This is a genomic window from Parvularcula sp. IMCC14364 (assembly GCF_030758415.1).
In the GTDB taxonomy this organism is placed as follows: Bacteria; Pseudomonadota; Alphaproteobacteria; order Caulobacterales; family Parvularculaceae; genus Aquisalinus.
The window spans coordinates 1,272,628-1,288,301 of the sequence record NZ_CP132334.1 but is presented as its reverse complement, the minus strand read 5'-3'; the positions used below and the strand labels follow the sequence as shown (position 1 = coordinate 1,288,301).

The 15,674-nt window shown below is 53.3% G+C and carries 17 protein-coding genes; 6 read left to right on the top strand and 11 right to left on the bottom strand.

Features of this window, described 5'->3' with window-relative positions:
- Positions 1-88: 88 nt before the first annotated feature.
- Positions 89-838, bottom strand: coding sequence for a CPBP family intramembrane glutamic endopeptidase (locus RAL90_RS06175; protein ID WP_306253650.1), 750 nt, complete (start codon positions 836-838; stop codon positions 89-91).
- An 89-nt stretch (positions 839-927) separates the two neighbouring features.
- Here RAL90_RS06175 and RAL90_RS06170 point away from each other — a divergent pair, with 89 nt between their 5' ends.
- Positions 928-1,572 carry a TetR/AcrR family transcriptional regulator gene (locus RAL90_RS06170; RefSeq protein WP_306253649.1) on the top strand — a complete coding sequence of 215 codons (645 nt, stop codon included), beginning with the start codon at positions 928-930 and terminating at the stop codon, positions 1,570-1,572.
- Between the two features lie 184 nt (positions 1,573-1,756).
- On the opposite strand, the gene RAL90_RS06165 is transcribed toward RAL90_RS06170, so the two are convergent.
- Positions 1,757-2,218 carry a GatB/YqeY domain-containing protein gene (locus RAL90_RS06165; protein ID WP_306253648.1) on the bottom strand — a complete coding sequence of 154 codons (462 nt, stop codon included), beginning with the start codon at positions 2,216-2,218 and terminating at the stop codon, positions 1,757-1,759.
- A gap of 240 nt (positions 2,219-2,458) precedes the next feature.
- Between RAL90_RS06165 and carA the strand changes: the two genes are divergently transcribed.
- Positions 2,459-3,643 (top strand): glutamine-hydrolyzing carbamoyl-phosphate synthase small subunit, encoded by a 1,185-nt coding sequence (carA, locus tag RAL90_RS06160; protein ID WP_306253647.1) that lies wholly within the window; start codon positions 2,459-2,461, stop codon positions 3,641-3,643.
- Between the two features lie 47 nt (positions 3,644-3,690).
- Here the strand turns inward: carA and RAL90_RS06155 are convergent, their stop codons facing one another.
- The gene (locus tag RAL90_RS06155; RefSeq protein WP_306253646.1) at positions 3,691-5,577 is read right to left on the bottom strand and encodes a hypothetical protein; all 1,887 of its coding nucleotides are present in this window, start codon (positions 5,575-5,577) and stop codon (positions 3,691-3,693) included.
- A gap of 100 nt (positions 5,578-5,677) precedes the next feature.
- Here RAL90_RS06155 and RAL90_RS06150 point away from each other — a divergent pair, with 100 nt between their 5' ends.
- The 4 genes from RAL90_RS06150 to RAL90_RS06135 all read left to right on the top strand — a co-directional run bounded on the left by RAL90_RS06150 (position 5,678) and on the right by RAL90_RS06135 (position 8,502).
- Positions 5,678-6,835 (top strand): GNAT family N-acetyltransferase, encoded by a 1,158-nt coding sequence (locus RAL90_RS06150; protein ID WP_306253645.1) that lies wholly within the window; start codon positions 5,678-5,680, stop codon positions 6,833-6,835.
- A gap of 11 nt (positions 6,836-6,846) precedes the next feature.
- Positions 6,847-7,242: a putative signal transducing protein gene (locus RAL90_RS06145; protein WP_306253644.1), complete on the top strand. Its 396-nt coding sequence runs from the start codon at positions 6,847-6,849 to the stop codon at positions 7,240-7,242.
- A 5-nt stretch (positions 7,243-7,247) separates the two neighbouring features.
- Positions 7,248-7,691, top strand: coding sequence for an HIT family protein (locus tag RAL90_RS06140; RefSeq protein WP_306253643.1), 444 nt, complete (start codon positions 7,248-7,250; stop codon positions 7,689-7,691).
- A gap of 70 nt (positions 7,692-7,761) precedes the next feature.
- Positions 7,762-8,502, top strand: coding sequence for an SDR family NAD(P)-dependent oxidoreductase (locus tag RAL90_RS06135; RefSeq protein WP_306253642.1), 741 nt, complete (start codon positions 7,762-7,764; stop codon positions 8,500-8,502).
- Here RAL90_RS06135 and RAL90_RS06130 read toward each other — a convergent pair.
- The 8 genes from RAL90_RS06130 to RAL90_RS06095 all read right to left on the bottom strand — a co-directional run bounded on the left by RAL90_RS06130 (position 8,487) and on the right by RAL90_RS06095 (position 15,636).
- Positions 8,487-9,206, bottom strand: a complete 720-nt coding sequence (locus RAL90_RS06130) for an ATP12 family chaperone protein (RefSeq protein WP_306253641.1) — start codon at positions 9,204-9,206, stop codon at positions 8,487-8,489. The genes RAL90_RS06135 and RAL90_RS06130 overlap by 16 nt on opposite strands.
- Positions 9,206-10,195, bottom strand: coding sequence for an RluA family pseudouridine synthase (locus RAL90_RS06125; protein ID WP_306253640.1), 990 nt, complete (start codon positions 10,193-10,195; stop codon positions 9,206-9,208). The genes RAL90_RS06130 and RAL90_RS06125 overlap by 1 nt, the downstream gene beginning before the upstream one ends.
- Positions 10,192-10,578, bottom strand: a complete 387-nt coding sequence (gene crcB, locus RAL90_RS06120; protein WP_306253639.1) for a fluoride efflux transporter CrcB — start codon at positions 10,576-10,578, stop codon at positions 10,192-10,194. Before crcB ends, RAL90_RS06125 begins: the two co-directional genes overlap by 4 nt.
- Positions 10,579-11,340, bottom strand: coding sequence for a sterol desaturase family protein (locus RAL90_RS06115; RefSeq protein WP_306253638.1), 762 nt, complete (start codon positions 11,338-11,340; stop codon positions 10,579-10,581).
- Positions 11,337-12,620, bottom strand: a complete 1,284-nt coding sequence (locus RAL90_RS06110; RefSeq protein WP_372340437.1) for a replication-associated recombination protein A — start codon at positions 12,618-12,620, stop codon at positions 11,337-11,339. The genes RAL90_RS06115 and RAL90_RS06110 overlap by 4 nt, the downstream gene beginning before the upstream one ends.
- A 29-nt stretch (positions 12,621-12,649) precedes the next feature.
- Positions 12,650-14,050 (bottom strand): Do family serine endopeptidase, encoded by a 1,401-nt coding sequence (locus RAL90_RS06105; protein WP_306253636.1) that lies wholly within the window; start codon positions 14,048-14,050, stop codon positions 12,650-12,652.
- A 115-nt stretch (positions 14,051-14,165) separates the two neighbouring features.
- The gene (gene rplQ, locus RAL90_RS06100) at positions 14,166-14,588 is read right to left on the bottom strand and encodes a 50S ribosomal protein L17 (protein ID WP_306253635.1); all 423 of its coding nucleotides are present in this window, start codon (positions 14,586-14,588) and stop codon (positions 14,166-14,168) included.
- 22 nt (positions 14,589-14,610) lie between these two features.
- A complete protein-coding gene (locus RAL90_RS06095) occupies positions 14,611-15,636 on the bottom strand; it encodes a DNA-directed RNA polymerase subunit alpha (protein ID WP_372340436.1) in 1,026 nt (341 codons plus the stop codon).
- Between the last annotated feature and the right edge of the window lie 38 nt (positions 15,637-15,674).

Genomic DNA, 15,674 nt, shown 5'->3' with positions numbered 1-15,674 from the left:
AGCGATTCTCCCCAACAGCCAGCCAGTCTGTGTAATTGCGACGCCTGATGAGGCGTGACTGGCGAAACCTGTTTCACCAGCCGGCAACCTATACTTCGGCACCATCTGCTACCGAATCCTTTTCGTCAAAAGCATTAATGATCTGAAACTGGGCACCTGCGGCAAGGTCCATTAGTATGTGGAGGATGATCGCAGGCCAGAGAGAGCCGCCGGTCAGATACACCACCGTCAGGAAGCCCCCGATCAGTGCTGTGCGGATAACCCCTGCAACACCCTGATAGAAATGCCCGCAGCCGAACAATACAATTGCTGTCAGAGCTGCAGCAACAAGAGGCATATACAGCGCCAGAACTGAGATCAGGAAACCGCGGAAAATTATTTCTTCTGTGATGCCAGCCGTGACAGACAGCAGTTTGAAGCGTCGATGCTCAGCAGTGGTTCGGGGGCGCATGAAATCAATGTCGAGCGCATTTAACTGCGTGCGTATCTGCTGCCGCAACCGTGTCGAAACTGCGGGAGCAATTATTGAATACGCCATATAGGCACTCCCCAACCCGACGGCGCCCCATGCGGCCCAACTGCGCCAGCCTGGTTCGGTTGCGGTCAGCCCCAATTCCACCAGTGTGCGCCCACTGATGAGCCACCCGAACATGCAGGCTGCTGCCAGGCCCCAAAGCCACAGCATTGTATCGTTGTAAATCGGCAATCGGCTTTCCCTGTCCGCCTCTGCTGTGCGAGTCGCGTTTTCCCACCAGGCATAGATCAGATACCCAACAATCATGATCGCCGGGATAATAAGCGGCCATTCTAGGTCCAATGAGAGAAGCATTTCCTTCATTCTTGTGTGCCTTCCTTGTTGTGCTTTAACTGATAACGGAAAATATATAATGTGAATGCGAATTCACGTTCACATATAGGGGCAAAAAGGTGGCAGGACAAGGTGAAAAAACTGCATTGCAGTCGCGCTCAATCCAGACACGCAATAAAATCGTGGCTGCTTTTGAGGCATTGCTGAAAGAAAAAGCGTTTGAAAACATCAGTGTCGCCGAGATTGCCGACAAGGCAGGTGTCTCAGTGGGCGCGATCTATCGCCGCTTCGAGAACAAGGACGCCTTCATCCCACTCATCCTCGAGGCTTATAAAAAACGGATTGAAGCCTTCGCCGCCGATCCGGCGAATCACCTTGAGCCGGATATACAGGCAGGTCTTTTCCCTGCCCTTCAGGAAATGACCCGGCTGGCTTGGCGCTTCCTTGAGAAGGACGCAAACCTGCTGAGAGCGGCTTTCATTCACGCCCGAACCAGACCTGATCTCGTCGGTGAAGAATGGGATGATCTACTCGCTGTCAGTGCCGCCGGCTATGCGCAGTTGCTCCGCCTTTTTGCCGAAGAAATTCAAAGACCTGATATCAACGAGGCTGCCGCGATGACCCTTTACTTGCTGAATGTTGGTATCAGCGAATACGGACTTTATCCAAAGGAAGGTCCCGCCGCTGTTCTGGCTCTGCCGCCCGAGATGTTTACCAAGTCCCTCGCCCGGGCGATCTATGGGTATCTGACGACGGCGGATTAAAAAGCTAGCCTCAGGTCGCTTTGCCTCCCACCGTGCTATCCCGACACGTTTGTCAAAAAAACCGCATCTTACAGACCCTTGTCTTGGGGGCGTGACCTTTTCCCCAAGGCCCAGCAGAATATGCTATATATCTGTCAGATAACAGCAGGCGCTCTGTAGACAAGAAATACCATTTCGCGACTAATCAGCCCGCGAGCGCCTTCTTCAACTTCGCCCCTGCTGTGCCGAAATCCATTGCGCCGGCATATTTGCCCTTCAGGGCCCCCATGCACTTGCCCATGTCTTTCAGGCCATCGGCTTCCAGTTCACTGATGACATCCTGAACAGCCTTATCGATTTCGGCTTCGTCGAGCTGACGCGGCAGGAAGGCGCGAATCACTTCGATCTCGGCACGCTCCTGCTCGGCCAGTTCGATGCGCCCTGCGTCCTCATAGGTCTTGGCTGAATCTTCACGCTGTTTGACCATCTTGGTCAGAACCGCGAGCACTTCTTCATCGGTCAGACCTGAGCAACGATCTTCTGAACGGGCTGCAATATCCTTGTCCTTGATCGCGGCGTTCATCAAACGCAGCGTGCCAATCTTTATCTTCCCTTCGCGGGCTTTCATGGCTGTCTTCAGTTCTTCATTTATCCGGTCGCACAACATGCGATGCTCCTTCCAGACCGGTGGATTGTCTCAACACCGGTATCAGCCCGGTTTTTGCCGGGGTAAAATTTTATCCGTAAAGTTTGAGTCCGTGCTTTTCTTGACCCTGTTTGTGCTTTCAACTAGTTTCCGCGCAATTTGCGTGCCACCAACTTAAACCTGCACATGCCTTGCGCCTCCCGGATTGTTGCAACCTGCAATGCCCCGGAACGCCAAGCGAAAGACGGAAACTAGACCTCTATGCGCCTGTGTCAAGAGAATGATAAATCAACTGTAACGACGGGATTGCTGGTACTTTCAGATGGTACTGTGTTTGAAGGACGGGGATTCGGGGCAACCGGCGCTGTTGTCGGCGAAGTCTGCTTCAACACCGCCATGACCGGCTATCAGGAAATACTGACAGATCCGTCCTATGCCGGACAGATCATCACCTTCACTTTCCCGCATATCGGCAATGTTGGCGTGAACCCCGAAGATATAGAAAATATCTCCGATGCAGCATCAACGGCCGCCCGCGGCGCCATCGTGCGCGCGCCAGTTACAACGCCATCAAACTACCGTGCACAGATTGACCTGCCCGGATGGATGAAGCGCCGAGGTATCGTCGGCCTCGCCGGTATCGATACCAGAGCGCTAACGGCCCGAATCCGGGAACAGGGAATGCCGCATGGCGTGATTGCCCATGACCCTGCGGGCAATTTCGACATCAGCACACTGCAGGCCCAGGCAGCGGAGTGGCGCGGCCTTGAGGGCTCTGACCTTGCCCGTGATGTGACGACTGTGAAAAGCTACAGTGTTGAACAGACCGCCTGGAAATGGGGTGAAGGCTATGGCAAGCAGGATGACCCGGAAGCACCGCATGTAGTGGTCATGGACTTTGGCGTAAAACGCAACATCCTCCGTCTTCTCTCGACGGAGAATTGCCGTGTGAGTGTCGTGCCGGCACAGGCAAGTTTTGATGACATCATGGAGCTTGCGCCTGATGGTGTTGTCCTCTCAAATGGACCAGGTGACCCGGCAGCGACGGGACAGTACGCCGTACCCGTAATCCGTCAGCTGATTGAACATAAAATGCCCCTTCTTGGCATTTGCCTTGGCCATCAGATGCTGGCACTTGCCGTCGGGGCTTCCACCAGGAAAATGCTGCAAGGCCATCATGGCGCCAACCACCCTGTCAAGGATCACACAACCGGCAAAGTCGAAATTGTCTCCATGAACCACGGCTTCACGGTCGACGAGACAACCCTGCCCGATAATGTGGAGCAGACGCATACATCTCTTTTTGATGGCAGCAACTCCGGCATCGCATTGAAAGATGCGCCTGCCTTCTCCGTTCAACACCATCCGGAAGCCAGCCCTGGCCCGCAAGACAGCTATTACCTGTTCCAGCGCTTCGTTGATATGCTCCCTAAAAACAAAAAATAATCCCTATCCTGAATTTATCTAAAGCTAAGGATTATCTTTAAGCGCAACTATTGAGCAGGAAATCCGGTCAAATAGGCATCCCGCCAGAACGAGAAGATATTGAACTCCCCATGCTTTGTCGGGTGGCAGCGGATGGGCATCCCGGCCGGGTTGCCAAATCCTGGCTCGGGGGAACATTCGCGGTCATAGGCGGCCCGCTCAAGGTCAGAGCGCGCCTCAAGCATATTGGCCTGTTTCGGAAACACCCGGAAATGCATATGTGCTTTCAGCTCCTCATCCAGTGCAGGTAACATCTTCTCGATATTGGTCCACTTGCCCAGTGTTCGCTGGTCTGCCGAGCGCGGATCTTCAAACAGCTCGTCAATCCATTCCAAAAGGCTACCCTGTGGCGGCACGCCACCAAGATACAATTCGCGTGACTCAGCAATAGGATGCAGACTGAGATTATGAAACTCGATCTCTTTTTCGCGAATTGTGGGGGCCGCCAACGTGCGGAAATCACGGATCGTTGACGCCCCGCCCATATAAACGACTTTCTTCCAGGGTAATTCAGCATAACGCCACAGGAGTTCGTTGCCCACCAGCGCCCCCATGGAGTGGCCATAATAGTGAACCTCCACCGGAATGCGTTCTCCATCGATCAGGAACCCGCCATTGCCAAGCTGAAGCTCGCAATTAAGACGATCAAAGAACAGCGCAAAACCTCCGGTCACACGGTCCTTGTCCCGCAAACGGCCACCTGATTCAGACTTCTGCCGATCCAGACGCATGGAAGCCTGCCGGGTCAATTCACCGCACCCCGCCCCGCTGACAGGTGAGAATGCCTGTACAAATCCTGCATAAGACTGTTCTTCTATATAGGCATCATAAGCCGGGTCGCGCACATCCACCTCAAAAGCAAGGCGTGTACGGCGGACCATATTATCCCACGCCCTTGTGCCTACATCAGGCCCGATCATGGAGGTCAGGAACCGTACGGGAAACAGTGCAGAATACTGAAGTTCTTTCTGGCCGACCCTATAAACCTGATCGTTGATGATCAGGTCGAACTGACGTTCTTCCTCAGGTGTATCGAACACAAGGTCCGTTTCAGGCGTCATGAACGGAAGGGAGATGCGCTGTTTCATGCAACGATTCAGATCTGGGCGGCTATTCCCATTGTAAGCGAGTTCGTCACAGGCACGTTGCAGGCGATCTGCGGTCAGGTAATACTCCGTCCCTTTGCGCTGAATAACACTCTGGTTCCAGCGTATCTGCTGATCGCCGAACACTTCCGGACTGCGGAAAATCCCTCCCCCGATATCACGGATAAGCCGTGAGGTGATGAAATAGCTGTCACCAATCGTGTCGCGGCTACCCTTGCGCACACAGCAAAGACTATCTGCATAAGTCAGTTTGAAGTCTGAATTCCAGATCAGGAAAAGTGGCTGGTAGCCGTCACGCAACATCATCGGGGCGAGTGCTTCGGCATTGCGTAACGCGCCCTCATGGCTGACCATGCCGCCATGTCCGAATACCAGCAATTTGAACGGCTCTTGCGGGGCACCATCACGCGGCGCGTTTTCTGCAGCCCACTTTTCGGCCTGTGCCCGCAAGTGAAAGATGACAGGGTCGATGGCCAGTGACGGATCAATGGTGCTGCGATCAGGCACGGTACTGCCCTCTTCGCCATAGATCTGGCGAAAAGCCCCCTGATAGCGCACGGCGATGGTCATGGGTTTGACCGAGCAGCGCCGGGGGTCCGCGCCGCTTCTGATAATCGGAATTTGCTGGACTTTGCCATCTGCCCATGGCGCGTCAGGCACGTTTGTTTCCGGCTTGCAGATTTGCGTGTCCTCCCAGTCAGGTGTTGCATTCATTGGCTTGCGATTAACCGTGATGCAGCCTGCGGCCAGCATAACGATCAACGTAGCAAAAAATAAACGGATGGCCATTCTATCTCCCCTGTTCACAACCTGAAGATGTGCCGAAAATAACTCAAAAATCAATCCCACGATACTGTCAGCATCGGCGTGACGCCCTATACTCGGCAATATGGCCGATGGCAGTAATTCAGAATATCGCATAGAAACCGTCGCAGCGATGGCAGATGTGCCGCGTGAGAGCTGGAATGTTCTTGCCAGCAAGGCGACAGATGCATTTCATCCGTTTCTATCCTTCGACTTTCTCGAGGCCCTGGAGCTTTCGGGCTCGGTCGACCCTGAGAAAGGATGGGCTCCGTGCCACATTCTTGTGGAGAAGAACGACAGGCTGGTGGCGGCAATGCCGCTGTACTTCAAAGGGCACAGCCAAGGAGAGTATATCTTCGACCACGCCTGGGCCGATGCCTATGAACGCGCGGGCGGGAATTACTACCCGAAACTGTTATCCGCTGTGCCATTCACCCCCGTGCCCGGGCCACGCCTTCTGGCTGAAAACGGAGAAGATGCAACTGTCCTTGCCAATGCGGCCACCCAGATCGCGGAGCGCTATCAGGTTTCTTCCCTGCACCTGAATTTCACAACCCCTGAACAAACAGACCTGCTGGAGGCCAGCGGCTATCTGAAACGGATGGGTCAGCAGTTTCATTTCCAGAACAGGCATTATCAGTCATTTGATGCGTTTCTCGATACGCTTGCCTCGCGCAAGCGCAAGAACCTGCGCAAGGAACGCAGCTCCGTCATGGATGCCGGGGTTGAGATAGAATGGCTGACCGGCGCTGAAATTCAGGAACACCATATGGATCAGTTCTGGGTTTTCTATCAGGACACGGGCGCGCGCAAATGGGGGACGCCTTACCTGACACGCACCTTCTTCCAGTTGCTTGTCGAGAGAATGGCCGAGAACGTGCTGATGATCATGGCCAGGAAAGACGGCCAGTATATTGCCGGTGCCCTCAACATGATCGGTGGTGACACATTATATGGCCGTTATTGGGGGTGTACGGCGCACATTCCTAATCTTCATTTTGAAGTCTGTTATTATCAGGCCATTGATTATGCCATCAAGCATGGGTTGCAGCGTGTTGAAGCCGGCGCGCAAGGAGAGCATAAGCTGGCGCGCGGTTATGAGCCGGTGCCGACCTATTCAGCGCACTGGATCAGGGATCAGGGATTTCGCGATGCTGTTGCCCGCTACCTCGCCAGCGAGCGTGCGCATGTGGAAGGCGATATTGATCTGTTGAAAAACTATACCCCTTTCCGAAAAGGCTGATACAAGCAAGCATGAAAACAGTCGCAACATTCCTGAACCCGGAAGAGGCAAAAGTTGCCCGCAGCTTTCTGGTTGCCAACGAAATAGAAGCTATCATCGCAGGTGAAGAAAGCCTGTCTGTGATGCCGCATATCGGCATGGGGACCAAGAGCTACCAGTTAATGGTTGATGATGAAGATGAAAATCAGGCCCTGAGACTGCTGGCAGTTGTTGAAGAAACACATGCGGCTTTGCGTGCAGAAAGAAAAGAGTCTGGCGGTTTTGATACGAAGCGTCTGTTTCTGGGACTTGCCATTCTGGCATCTATTTTTCTGATTTTTATTGGTAACAGCTATTCAAGTGAACTTGCACCTGAAGGGGCCAGTGCGGCAGATTACATTAGTTGTTGGTTGCGAAATGTATTTTAGAGGTAATGATGGACATTCCCGCTTACGAAACAGACAATATCTTTGCCAGGATCATTCGGGGAGAGATACCCAATACAACGGTCTATGAAGATGAAGATGTGCTTTCTTTCATGGATCTATTTCCGCAATCCGAAGGGCATACCCTGGTCATTCCGAAAAAAGCCGAGGCCGTAAACTTTCTGGATATCGATCCGAACATTCTTGGCGTTCTGATCCAGCGCACACAGATCATTGCAACTGCCATCAACACTGCGCTACGCCCTGATGGTATCAGGCTGATCCAGTTCAACGGTGAGGCGGCCGGGCAAACCGTTTTCCACCTCCATTTTCATATCATTCCAGTCTGGCAGAACGCCAATATGAAGCCCCACGCCGATAGTAGCGGTAATGGTCAAGCTGATCCGGTTACCCTGCAGAAGCTGGCTGAGCGCATCAAGGCCTGTCTTTAAGCCGGGCAAACCCTGCTCAAACTGTAACGAGGGGGTGCCAGCCTGACGGGACTTCTGCTAGGCAACAAACATGATAAAGACACATGATTTGAGCGGGCGTCATGCCCTTGTGACAGGTGCATCACGCGGCATCGGACGCAGTGCTGCACTTTCTCTTGCCAAGGCTGGTGCACATGTAATCGCCATGGCCCGGACCACCGGCGCATTGGAAGAACTGGATGACGATATCAAGTCACTTGGCGGCACGGCGACACTGATTCCCGTTGACCTCACCAATGGCGAGGCTATCGAACAGTTGGCTCCGGCCCTCGATCAGCGGTTTGGCAAACTGGACATTTTCGTTGCCAATGCGGGAGCTCTGAATGATCTGACGCCGATCACGGATGTTGATGCAAAAATCTGGAACGGCCTGCTCGCGATCAATCTGACCGCGAACTGGCATCTGACCAAAGTGCTGGATCCGTTACTCCGGCAATCTGACGCCGGGCGTGTTGTCTATGTTTCCACAGGCACGACCGAGAGTTTCAAACCATTCTGGGGGGCTTATACTGTGTCCAAGGCTGGCCTTGAGGCACTGGCGAAAACCTATGCCAACGAGATTGAAAACTCGACGATCAACGCGAACATTCTCAATCCTGGGGCCACCCGCACTTCCATGCGGGCAAAAGCCATGCCGGGGGAAGACCCGGAGACGCTGCCCCATCCGGATGAAGTGGCAGACCTGATTGTTGAAATGTGTACACCAGAATATGCCAAAAATGGCGCACGGATAAACTACCGCGAATGGCGTGACGCTCAAGTGTCTGACTGAGTCAGTCTCAGATAGGTTGCGATACTGAGGAAATCTGCACGCAAGCGATTTTCATTTTCCTGCGCTTCAGTATCTATACCCCATTTTTCTGCCTGATAGATTTCATCCAGCCGACTGGCTTCAAATATAACCTGTGGCTGCTCTGCTCTTTTCCATAATGACAGAGCAAGGACGGCAGAGCCGGTTATCTGTGTCGCTGCCGCCAGACAGGACAGAACATCAGCATCAAGCCCAATTATCATCTTCCGAACACTCTCAACCGTTTCTGCTGGCTGGGCGATAGATATGATACCACTGGTCACTGACAGTTTGCGGCCTGTCTGTTCCGAGAACCAGTGTAGAAATGGCCCCCAATGCTGTTCCTGTCTGTCGATCAAATCAGACGGGTGCGTTGCCCTGTAGCAGAGAAGATCCGAACAAAGATAATCAATGATGATCTCATGCCATTTTTGCGCATCAGTTTGTGCTTGATCAAGAACCACCATTCGGCAACGCGATAACGGCATCAGGTAAGGGTTTATTTCATCAGTCAGCTCATTCCATTCTTCCGCCATGGCTTGTGCAAGTTGTTGTGACTCTGTTGCCAGCAGGTTTCTGCCAGGCGTCCGGGCCGGGCGACCATCCAGCAAGACTTGCCACCCAGATTCCGTGTGCGCAGCAGATGCTTCCTTGAAGAACTTCCTTGGATATGTCGGCGCCTCCATCAGCGCAGCTCCGGCCAGATGATTTCCGGCTCGTTACTGAAATTGAAGAACTGCCAAGATTTTGCCATATGGCCTGTCAATCCTGCCCTGAGATTAAGCGGACGGCCACCGGCAGGATTCGGGAAAACCATGGCACGGCAAGCCAAATGCATTTTAGGAGAAACCCCCTCAAGGCGCGCACGCACACCGCCATATTTTCCGTCCCCGACAATCGGATGCCCCATGGCGGCGCAATGCACTCGCAACTGATGCGTTCGCCCTGTAAGCGGACGTAACGCCAGAAAGCAGGCCTTGCCGCCAGCTTCCTCAACCACCTGATAATCCGTAAAGGCCTTGCGGGCTTCCTCACCGTCGGCAGCAACCATTCGCTCCTGCTCATCCACCCCGATACGAACCATTTTCTTCGCGATGGGTAGGTCAATTGTTCCTTCCATCGGGTGCGGCATCCCGGCGCATAGAGCCCAGTATTCTTTCTGTACCTGATGGCGCTGAAACGCTTCAGAGAGAAATGCCGCTGCTTTGCGCGTCCGGCCCAATATCAACAGCCCCCCTGTGTCACGGTCAAGGCGATGCACAAGACGCGGGCGCTCCCCGTTTTCGGCAAGCGCGTCAAGCAGACCATCTATATGGCGGCTTGTGCGTGCGCCCCCCTGAACGGCAATGCCAAATGGTTTGTTCAACGCAAGTACGTGCCGGTCGCGGTAGATCACAAGTGATTCCATGAACGCGCGATCGTCAGACGAGATGTGCTGTTCTGACTTTTGTATTGGTGCGGCATCCCTTTCAGGTACTGGCGGTACCCTGACGGTCTCACCGGTAGCGAGGCGGTGATTGGCTTTTACCTTTGCACCATCAACACGGATATTGCCCTTGCGCAGCATCTTCTCCAGGTCGCCGTGGCGCACTTGCGGGAAGTGTTGCCTAAACCACCGGTCAAGCCGCATTTCACTGTCTGCAGCCTTGACCTCTATCATCCTGACACCAGTCATAGCACAGCCCTTCCTATAATCAGTCCACAAACGAGCGCTGTAATGGACATCATTACAGAGGCCATAAGATATCCGCCTGCTGCTGCATATGCTTTACGCTCAACCATGTTCACGATATCCAGAGAAAAAGCCGAAAAGGTTGTAAAGGCCCCCAAGACACCGATTGCCCAGAATGCTTTCAGGTTCTCACTCTCCGGGTTCTTCGACAGCAGCCAGGCTGTCAACACACCCATCGCGAAAGACCCTGTAATATTGACAAATAATGTATTCCACGGAAATGCAACACCGATAGCCCGTGCCGAGATCAATGAGACCGCATATCGCATTGTCGCACCGATACTGCCACCGGCGGCAACAGCAAGCCATAAGGTAAGGTCACGCATTCAGTGTTCCCGTTTTCTGAAGGGTTGGAGCCACAAGTTCACCAATGACAGGTCTTTGGTATAATCAAGTCCGATTGGCATATCGGATGTTCTGACGGTTGTACTGCGTGTGCGGAAGAGAAGATCCCACCAGCTGAAGATATTGCAGTAATTGGAGTTGGTATCTTCCTTTGTCACATGATGATGTATCCAGTGAATGGATGGCGTGACAATAACCCAGCTAAGCGCACGTTCAAGAAAACGCGGCAAGCGCACATTCGAGTGCTGAAAAATGGCGGCGAGCGCTGCAACAGTCTCGAACAGTATGACACTTGAAAATGGTACCGCCAGTGCGATGATGACGAACAGGCGCACTGACGCTGAGATCATAACTTCACCGAAATGGAAGCGAACCGCAGAACTTGCATCCAATGTCTCATCACGATGATGGATTTCATGAAAGCGCCACAAGACTGGAACTTCATGGAACCCACGGTGCATCCAGTAAATCCACAAATCCAGAATAAGCAGATCAATAAGCAATCCAGACCAGCCACTCCACCAGTCAGGGCGCTGCCATAAGGGGTTGCCAGACGCCCAAAGACTAAGCGGTACAACGAACAGGGCAGATACCGGCAAAACCGATGCCCAAAGACCTGCGTTGACAAACAACCGTTGCCGACCTTTGCCTGCCCGCGCGACCGGCATCAATCGTTCCGCAACCAGAAAAAACACGAGGAACAGACCAAGCGCGAGAAACTTGTATTGAGAAAGATCAGTCATGTTGAGCTATCTTTCACATCTCGACGGCTCGTCCAGAAATCCAGCCGTTTGCGAATTTCTTTTTCAAACCCTCTTGGCACCGGCCCATAAAATTCTTCCCGTGCCATCTCCGGGGGGAAATAATCGAGCCCCGCAAAAGCATCAGGCGCATCATGATCATAGATATATCCGTCCGAATACCCCAATTCTCTCATAAGTTTCGTTGGCGCGTTTACCGCATGAACCGGTGGCATTAAGGACCCGGTCTGCTTCGCAGCGGAAATGGCGCTCTTATATGCTGTATAAACAGCGTTCGATTTAGGTGCCGTAGCAAGATAAAGAGTTGCCTGTGCCAAAGCGAGTTCCCCTTCCGGACTTCCGAGAAAATCATACGCCTCCCTGGCAGAAAGACATATCTGAAGAGCCTGCGGGTCAGCCAGCCCAATGTCCTCACTGGCCATTCGCACAAGACGCCTTGCCAGATACAGCGGATCTTCGCCAGCAACCAGCATCCGGGCAAGCCAGTATAGTGCCGCATCAGGGTCCGAGCCGCGAATTGATTTATGAAGGGCACTGATGAGATTATAATGCCCCTCTTGCGCCTTGTCATAAACGGGCGCACGACGTTGGACAAACTGGGCAAGTTCCGCAGGGCTAAGATTTGAATCGGCTTTATGGGTTAGAACCTCTTCAACCAGATTTAACACAAACCGTCCATCACCGTCGGCCATGGCTTTCAAGGCCGATCTTGCCTCAGGCGTTAACGACAGATTTCTGCCTTCGACCTCCTCGGCACGGTGCAGCAATTCCTCCAGGGCAGCATCATCAAGCCGGTTCAAGGTCAGCACTTGCGTGCGCGACAGCAAAGCTGCGTTCAACTCAAAAGAGGGGTTTTCGGTGGTCGCGCCGATCAGGGTTACAAGACCGCTTTCCACATGGGGCAGGAAACTGTCCTGTTGCGACCGGTTAAACCGATGAATCTCATCTACAAAAAGCAGTGTCCCGCGGCCAGTGGCGCGGCGGGCCTCGGCCAGGTCAAAGACCTTCCGCAAATCTGCCACGCCGGAAAAAATTGCCGAAATCTGATGGAACTCAAGCTCCGCCTTATCCGCCATGAGCCGGGCAATGGTCGTCTTGCCAACGCCCGGCGGGCCCCACAATATTATTGATGACAGTCTTCCCGCTGCCAGCATTCGGCTGAGAGGTTTGCCCTCCCCCAGAATGTGGTTTTGGCCCACAACTTCTTCCAGCGTTCGCGGCCTGAGCCTGTCCGCCAACGGATGCGGCGCAGATGCCTCCATGCCAGCAGACTGAAACAGGTCAGCCAATGTCAGCCCCGGTATTGCAGTGTCGAGACCTGCCCGCGCGTGTTCTGGGTGCGGATTGTCCAGCTACGCCCACCCTGCCCGGCGACGCTGACAAGATCATCAACAGATTTTATATCAACACCATTGACTGACAGTATCTTGTAGCTGTTCCGGAACCCGAAACGACTGGCAAAACGTGACTGGGACGTATCAACAATGATAACACCTTCATCCGTATAGGTACGCCCGAGTTCGAAGTTCAGGGCTGGTGAGAGATTGGCAATCTTCAATCCGGCGAAAGGATTCTGCCCGCCGATGACCGTCTCGTTGCGCGCCGGAATTTCAGGTGGCAGGCTCAAGGGCACGGCGTAATTACGCTCGCGTCCGTTGCGCACTGCGCGAACCGTGACGGTTTCATTTTCTGGCCGTGTTGCCACACGGTACCGAAGGGACTCGGAATCAAAGATATCTTTGTCCTCAATCATGGTGATGACGTCCCCCTCACGCAGACCGGCACGGTCTGCCGGCCCGCCGGGATAAACTTCGTTGACCAGCGCGCCACCCGGGCGGCTCAACTCCAGCGCAAGAGCGAGATTGGCAGTGACGGTTTCCGTAGATGCCCCGATCCAGGGACGACGGATCATTTGCCCGCCATTCACAGCAGAGTTTACGACCTGCCTCACAAGATTGCCGGGAATGGCGAAGCCGATACCATTCGACCCACCGGAGCGGGAATAGATGGCCGTATTAACGCCCATCAAATTGCCGTCCACATCAACAAGCGCCCCGCCGGAGTTACCCGGATTGATGGCGGCATCCGTCTGGATAAAAAACTGGAAATCGGAGACATTCACCTGCGTTCTTGCCAGAGCAGATACGATGCCGCTGGTCACTGTCTGGCCGACACCAAAGGGATTGCCGATAGCCAGAACGATATCCCCAACTTCGGCAGCATCTGAATCCGTAAAAGTCAGGAACGGTAATTCGTCCTCTGCCTCAATCTTCAGAATGGCGAGGTCCGTTTGCGGGTCTGCCAGCAAAAGCTCGGCTTCAAATTCCCGCCTGTCTGTCAGGACGACCTTGATTTCGCTCATGCCTTCGATGACGTGATTATTGGTGACGATGACACCGTCAGGCTGGACGATCACACCGGAGCCCAGAGAACTCTGAACGCGTTCGCGCGTCATGCCGCCAAATCCACGATTGAAGAACTGATCAAAAAACGGGTCGCGAAAAGCGCTGCGGGCTTGCGTGCGCACCACGCCTTTGGTGTAGATGTTGACGACAGCAGGTGAGGCTTTGCGCACAGAGGATGCATAACTGGCGCGCAATTCCAGATCATTGCGCGGGGCCAGTTGCGCACTGGCAGGCGAAAACACCAATGTGGTAGCTACCAGAATCACGGAAATGACAAGTTTTTTCATGACCTTACTCACTTTTCTTAAAGTCGATACGAATTGAGCGATGACTCATATATAGAAAAAAAGCGGCCCTCCTTGAATAAGAGCCGCCCTGAATTTTTTGTGACCTGAAGAAAGTCTATTCTTCCATATCGTCGTCATCATCCAGCATGGTCGGACCAGAATCGAGGCCTTTGGCGCTCTCGTCACGGTCGACAAACTCGATCACAGCCACAGGCGCATTATCGCCATATCGGAAACCGGCCTTCATGATACGGATGTAGCCACCAGGGCGCTCTTCGTAACGCGGACCAATAGTCTCAAACAGTTTCTTGACCATATCCTTGTCGCGAATCTGAGAAATGGCCTGACGACGCGCATGGAGATCTCCGCGCTTTGCCAGGGTCACCAGTTTCTCAACATAAGGACGCAGTTCTTTGGCCTTGGGCAGAGTTGTCTTGATCTGCTCATGCTTGATCAGGGATGCGGCCATATTGGCAAACATCGCGCGACGATGGCTGGCAGTTCTGTTCAGTTGGCGGTGCGCAAAACCGTGGCGCATGACTCAATCTCCTTGGGATGCATCAGCTTTGATGATGCTGGTCCTCATATTTTTTTGCTAGTTCTTCAATATTTTCCGGTGGCCAGTCAGGCACATCCATGCCGAGATGCAGACCAAGCTGAGCCAGAACTTCCTTGATTTCATTCAGGGACTTCCGGCCAAAGTTTGGCGTGCGTAGCATTTCAGCTTCCGTCTTCTGGATAAGATCACCAATGTAAACGATATTGTCGTTCTTCAGGCAGTTGGCAGAACGCACGGAAAGCTCAAGCTCATCAACCTTGCGCAGAAGCGCAGCGTTGAAGAGTAGCTCTTCCTCAGCGCTTTCCTTGGAGTCCTTCTCAGGCTCGTCAAAATTGACGAATATCTGAAGCTGGTCCTGCAGAATACGTGAAGCATAAGCCGCAGCATCTTCCGGCGTGACTGACCCGTCTGTTTCGATTTCAAGTGCGAGACGGTCATAGTCGAGAACCTGACCTTCGCGTGTATTCTCGACCTTGTACGCAACACGGCGAACCGGGCTGTACAGGCTGTCCACAGGGATAAGACCAATAGGCGCATCATCTGGACGGTTACGATCAGCCGGCACATATCCTTTGCCAGTCTGAACAGTCAGTTCCATACGCAGCTCCGCGCCTTCATCCAGTGTACAGATAACATGATCCTTGTTGAGGATTTCAATGTCAGCTGTTTCCTGAATGTCACCAGCCGTCACAACACCAGGGCCAACCTTGTGCAATGTGATACGCTTCGGGCCTTCAACATGCATCCGCAAGGCGACCTGCTTGATGTTCAGGACGAGAATAGTCACGTCTTCCCGGACACCTGGAATAGAGGAAAACTCGTGCACAACGCCATCAATATGGATTGAGGTAACAGCACTACCCTGCAGCGATGACATCAAAACGCGGCGCAGCGCGTTACCAAGTGTCAGACCAAATCCACGCTCCAGCGGCTGTGCAATAATAGTTGCCTTACGGGACGGGTCGTAGCTTGCCTCGACATCAAGTTTGTTTGGGCGGATAAGTTCCTGCCAGTTTTTTTCCAGCACATTCAACTCCGATATACCCTGACGGGCGTTTTCAGGTT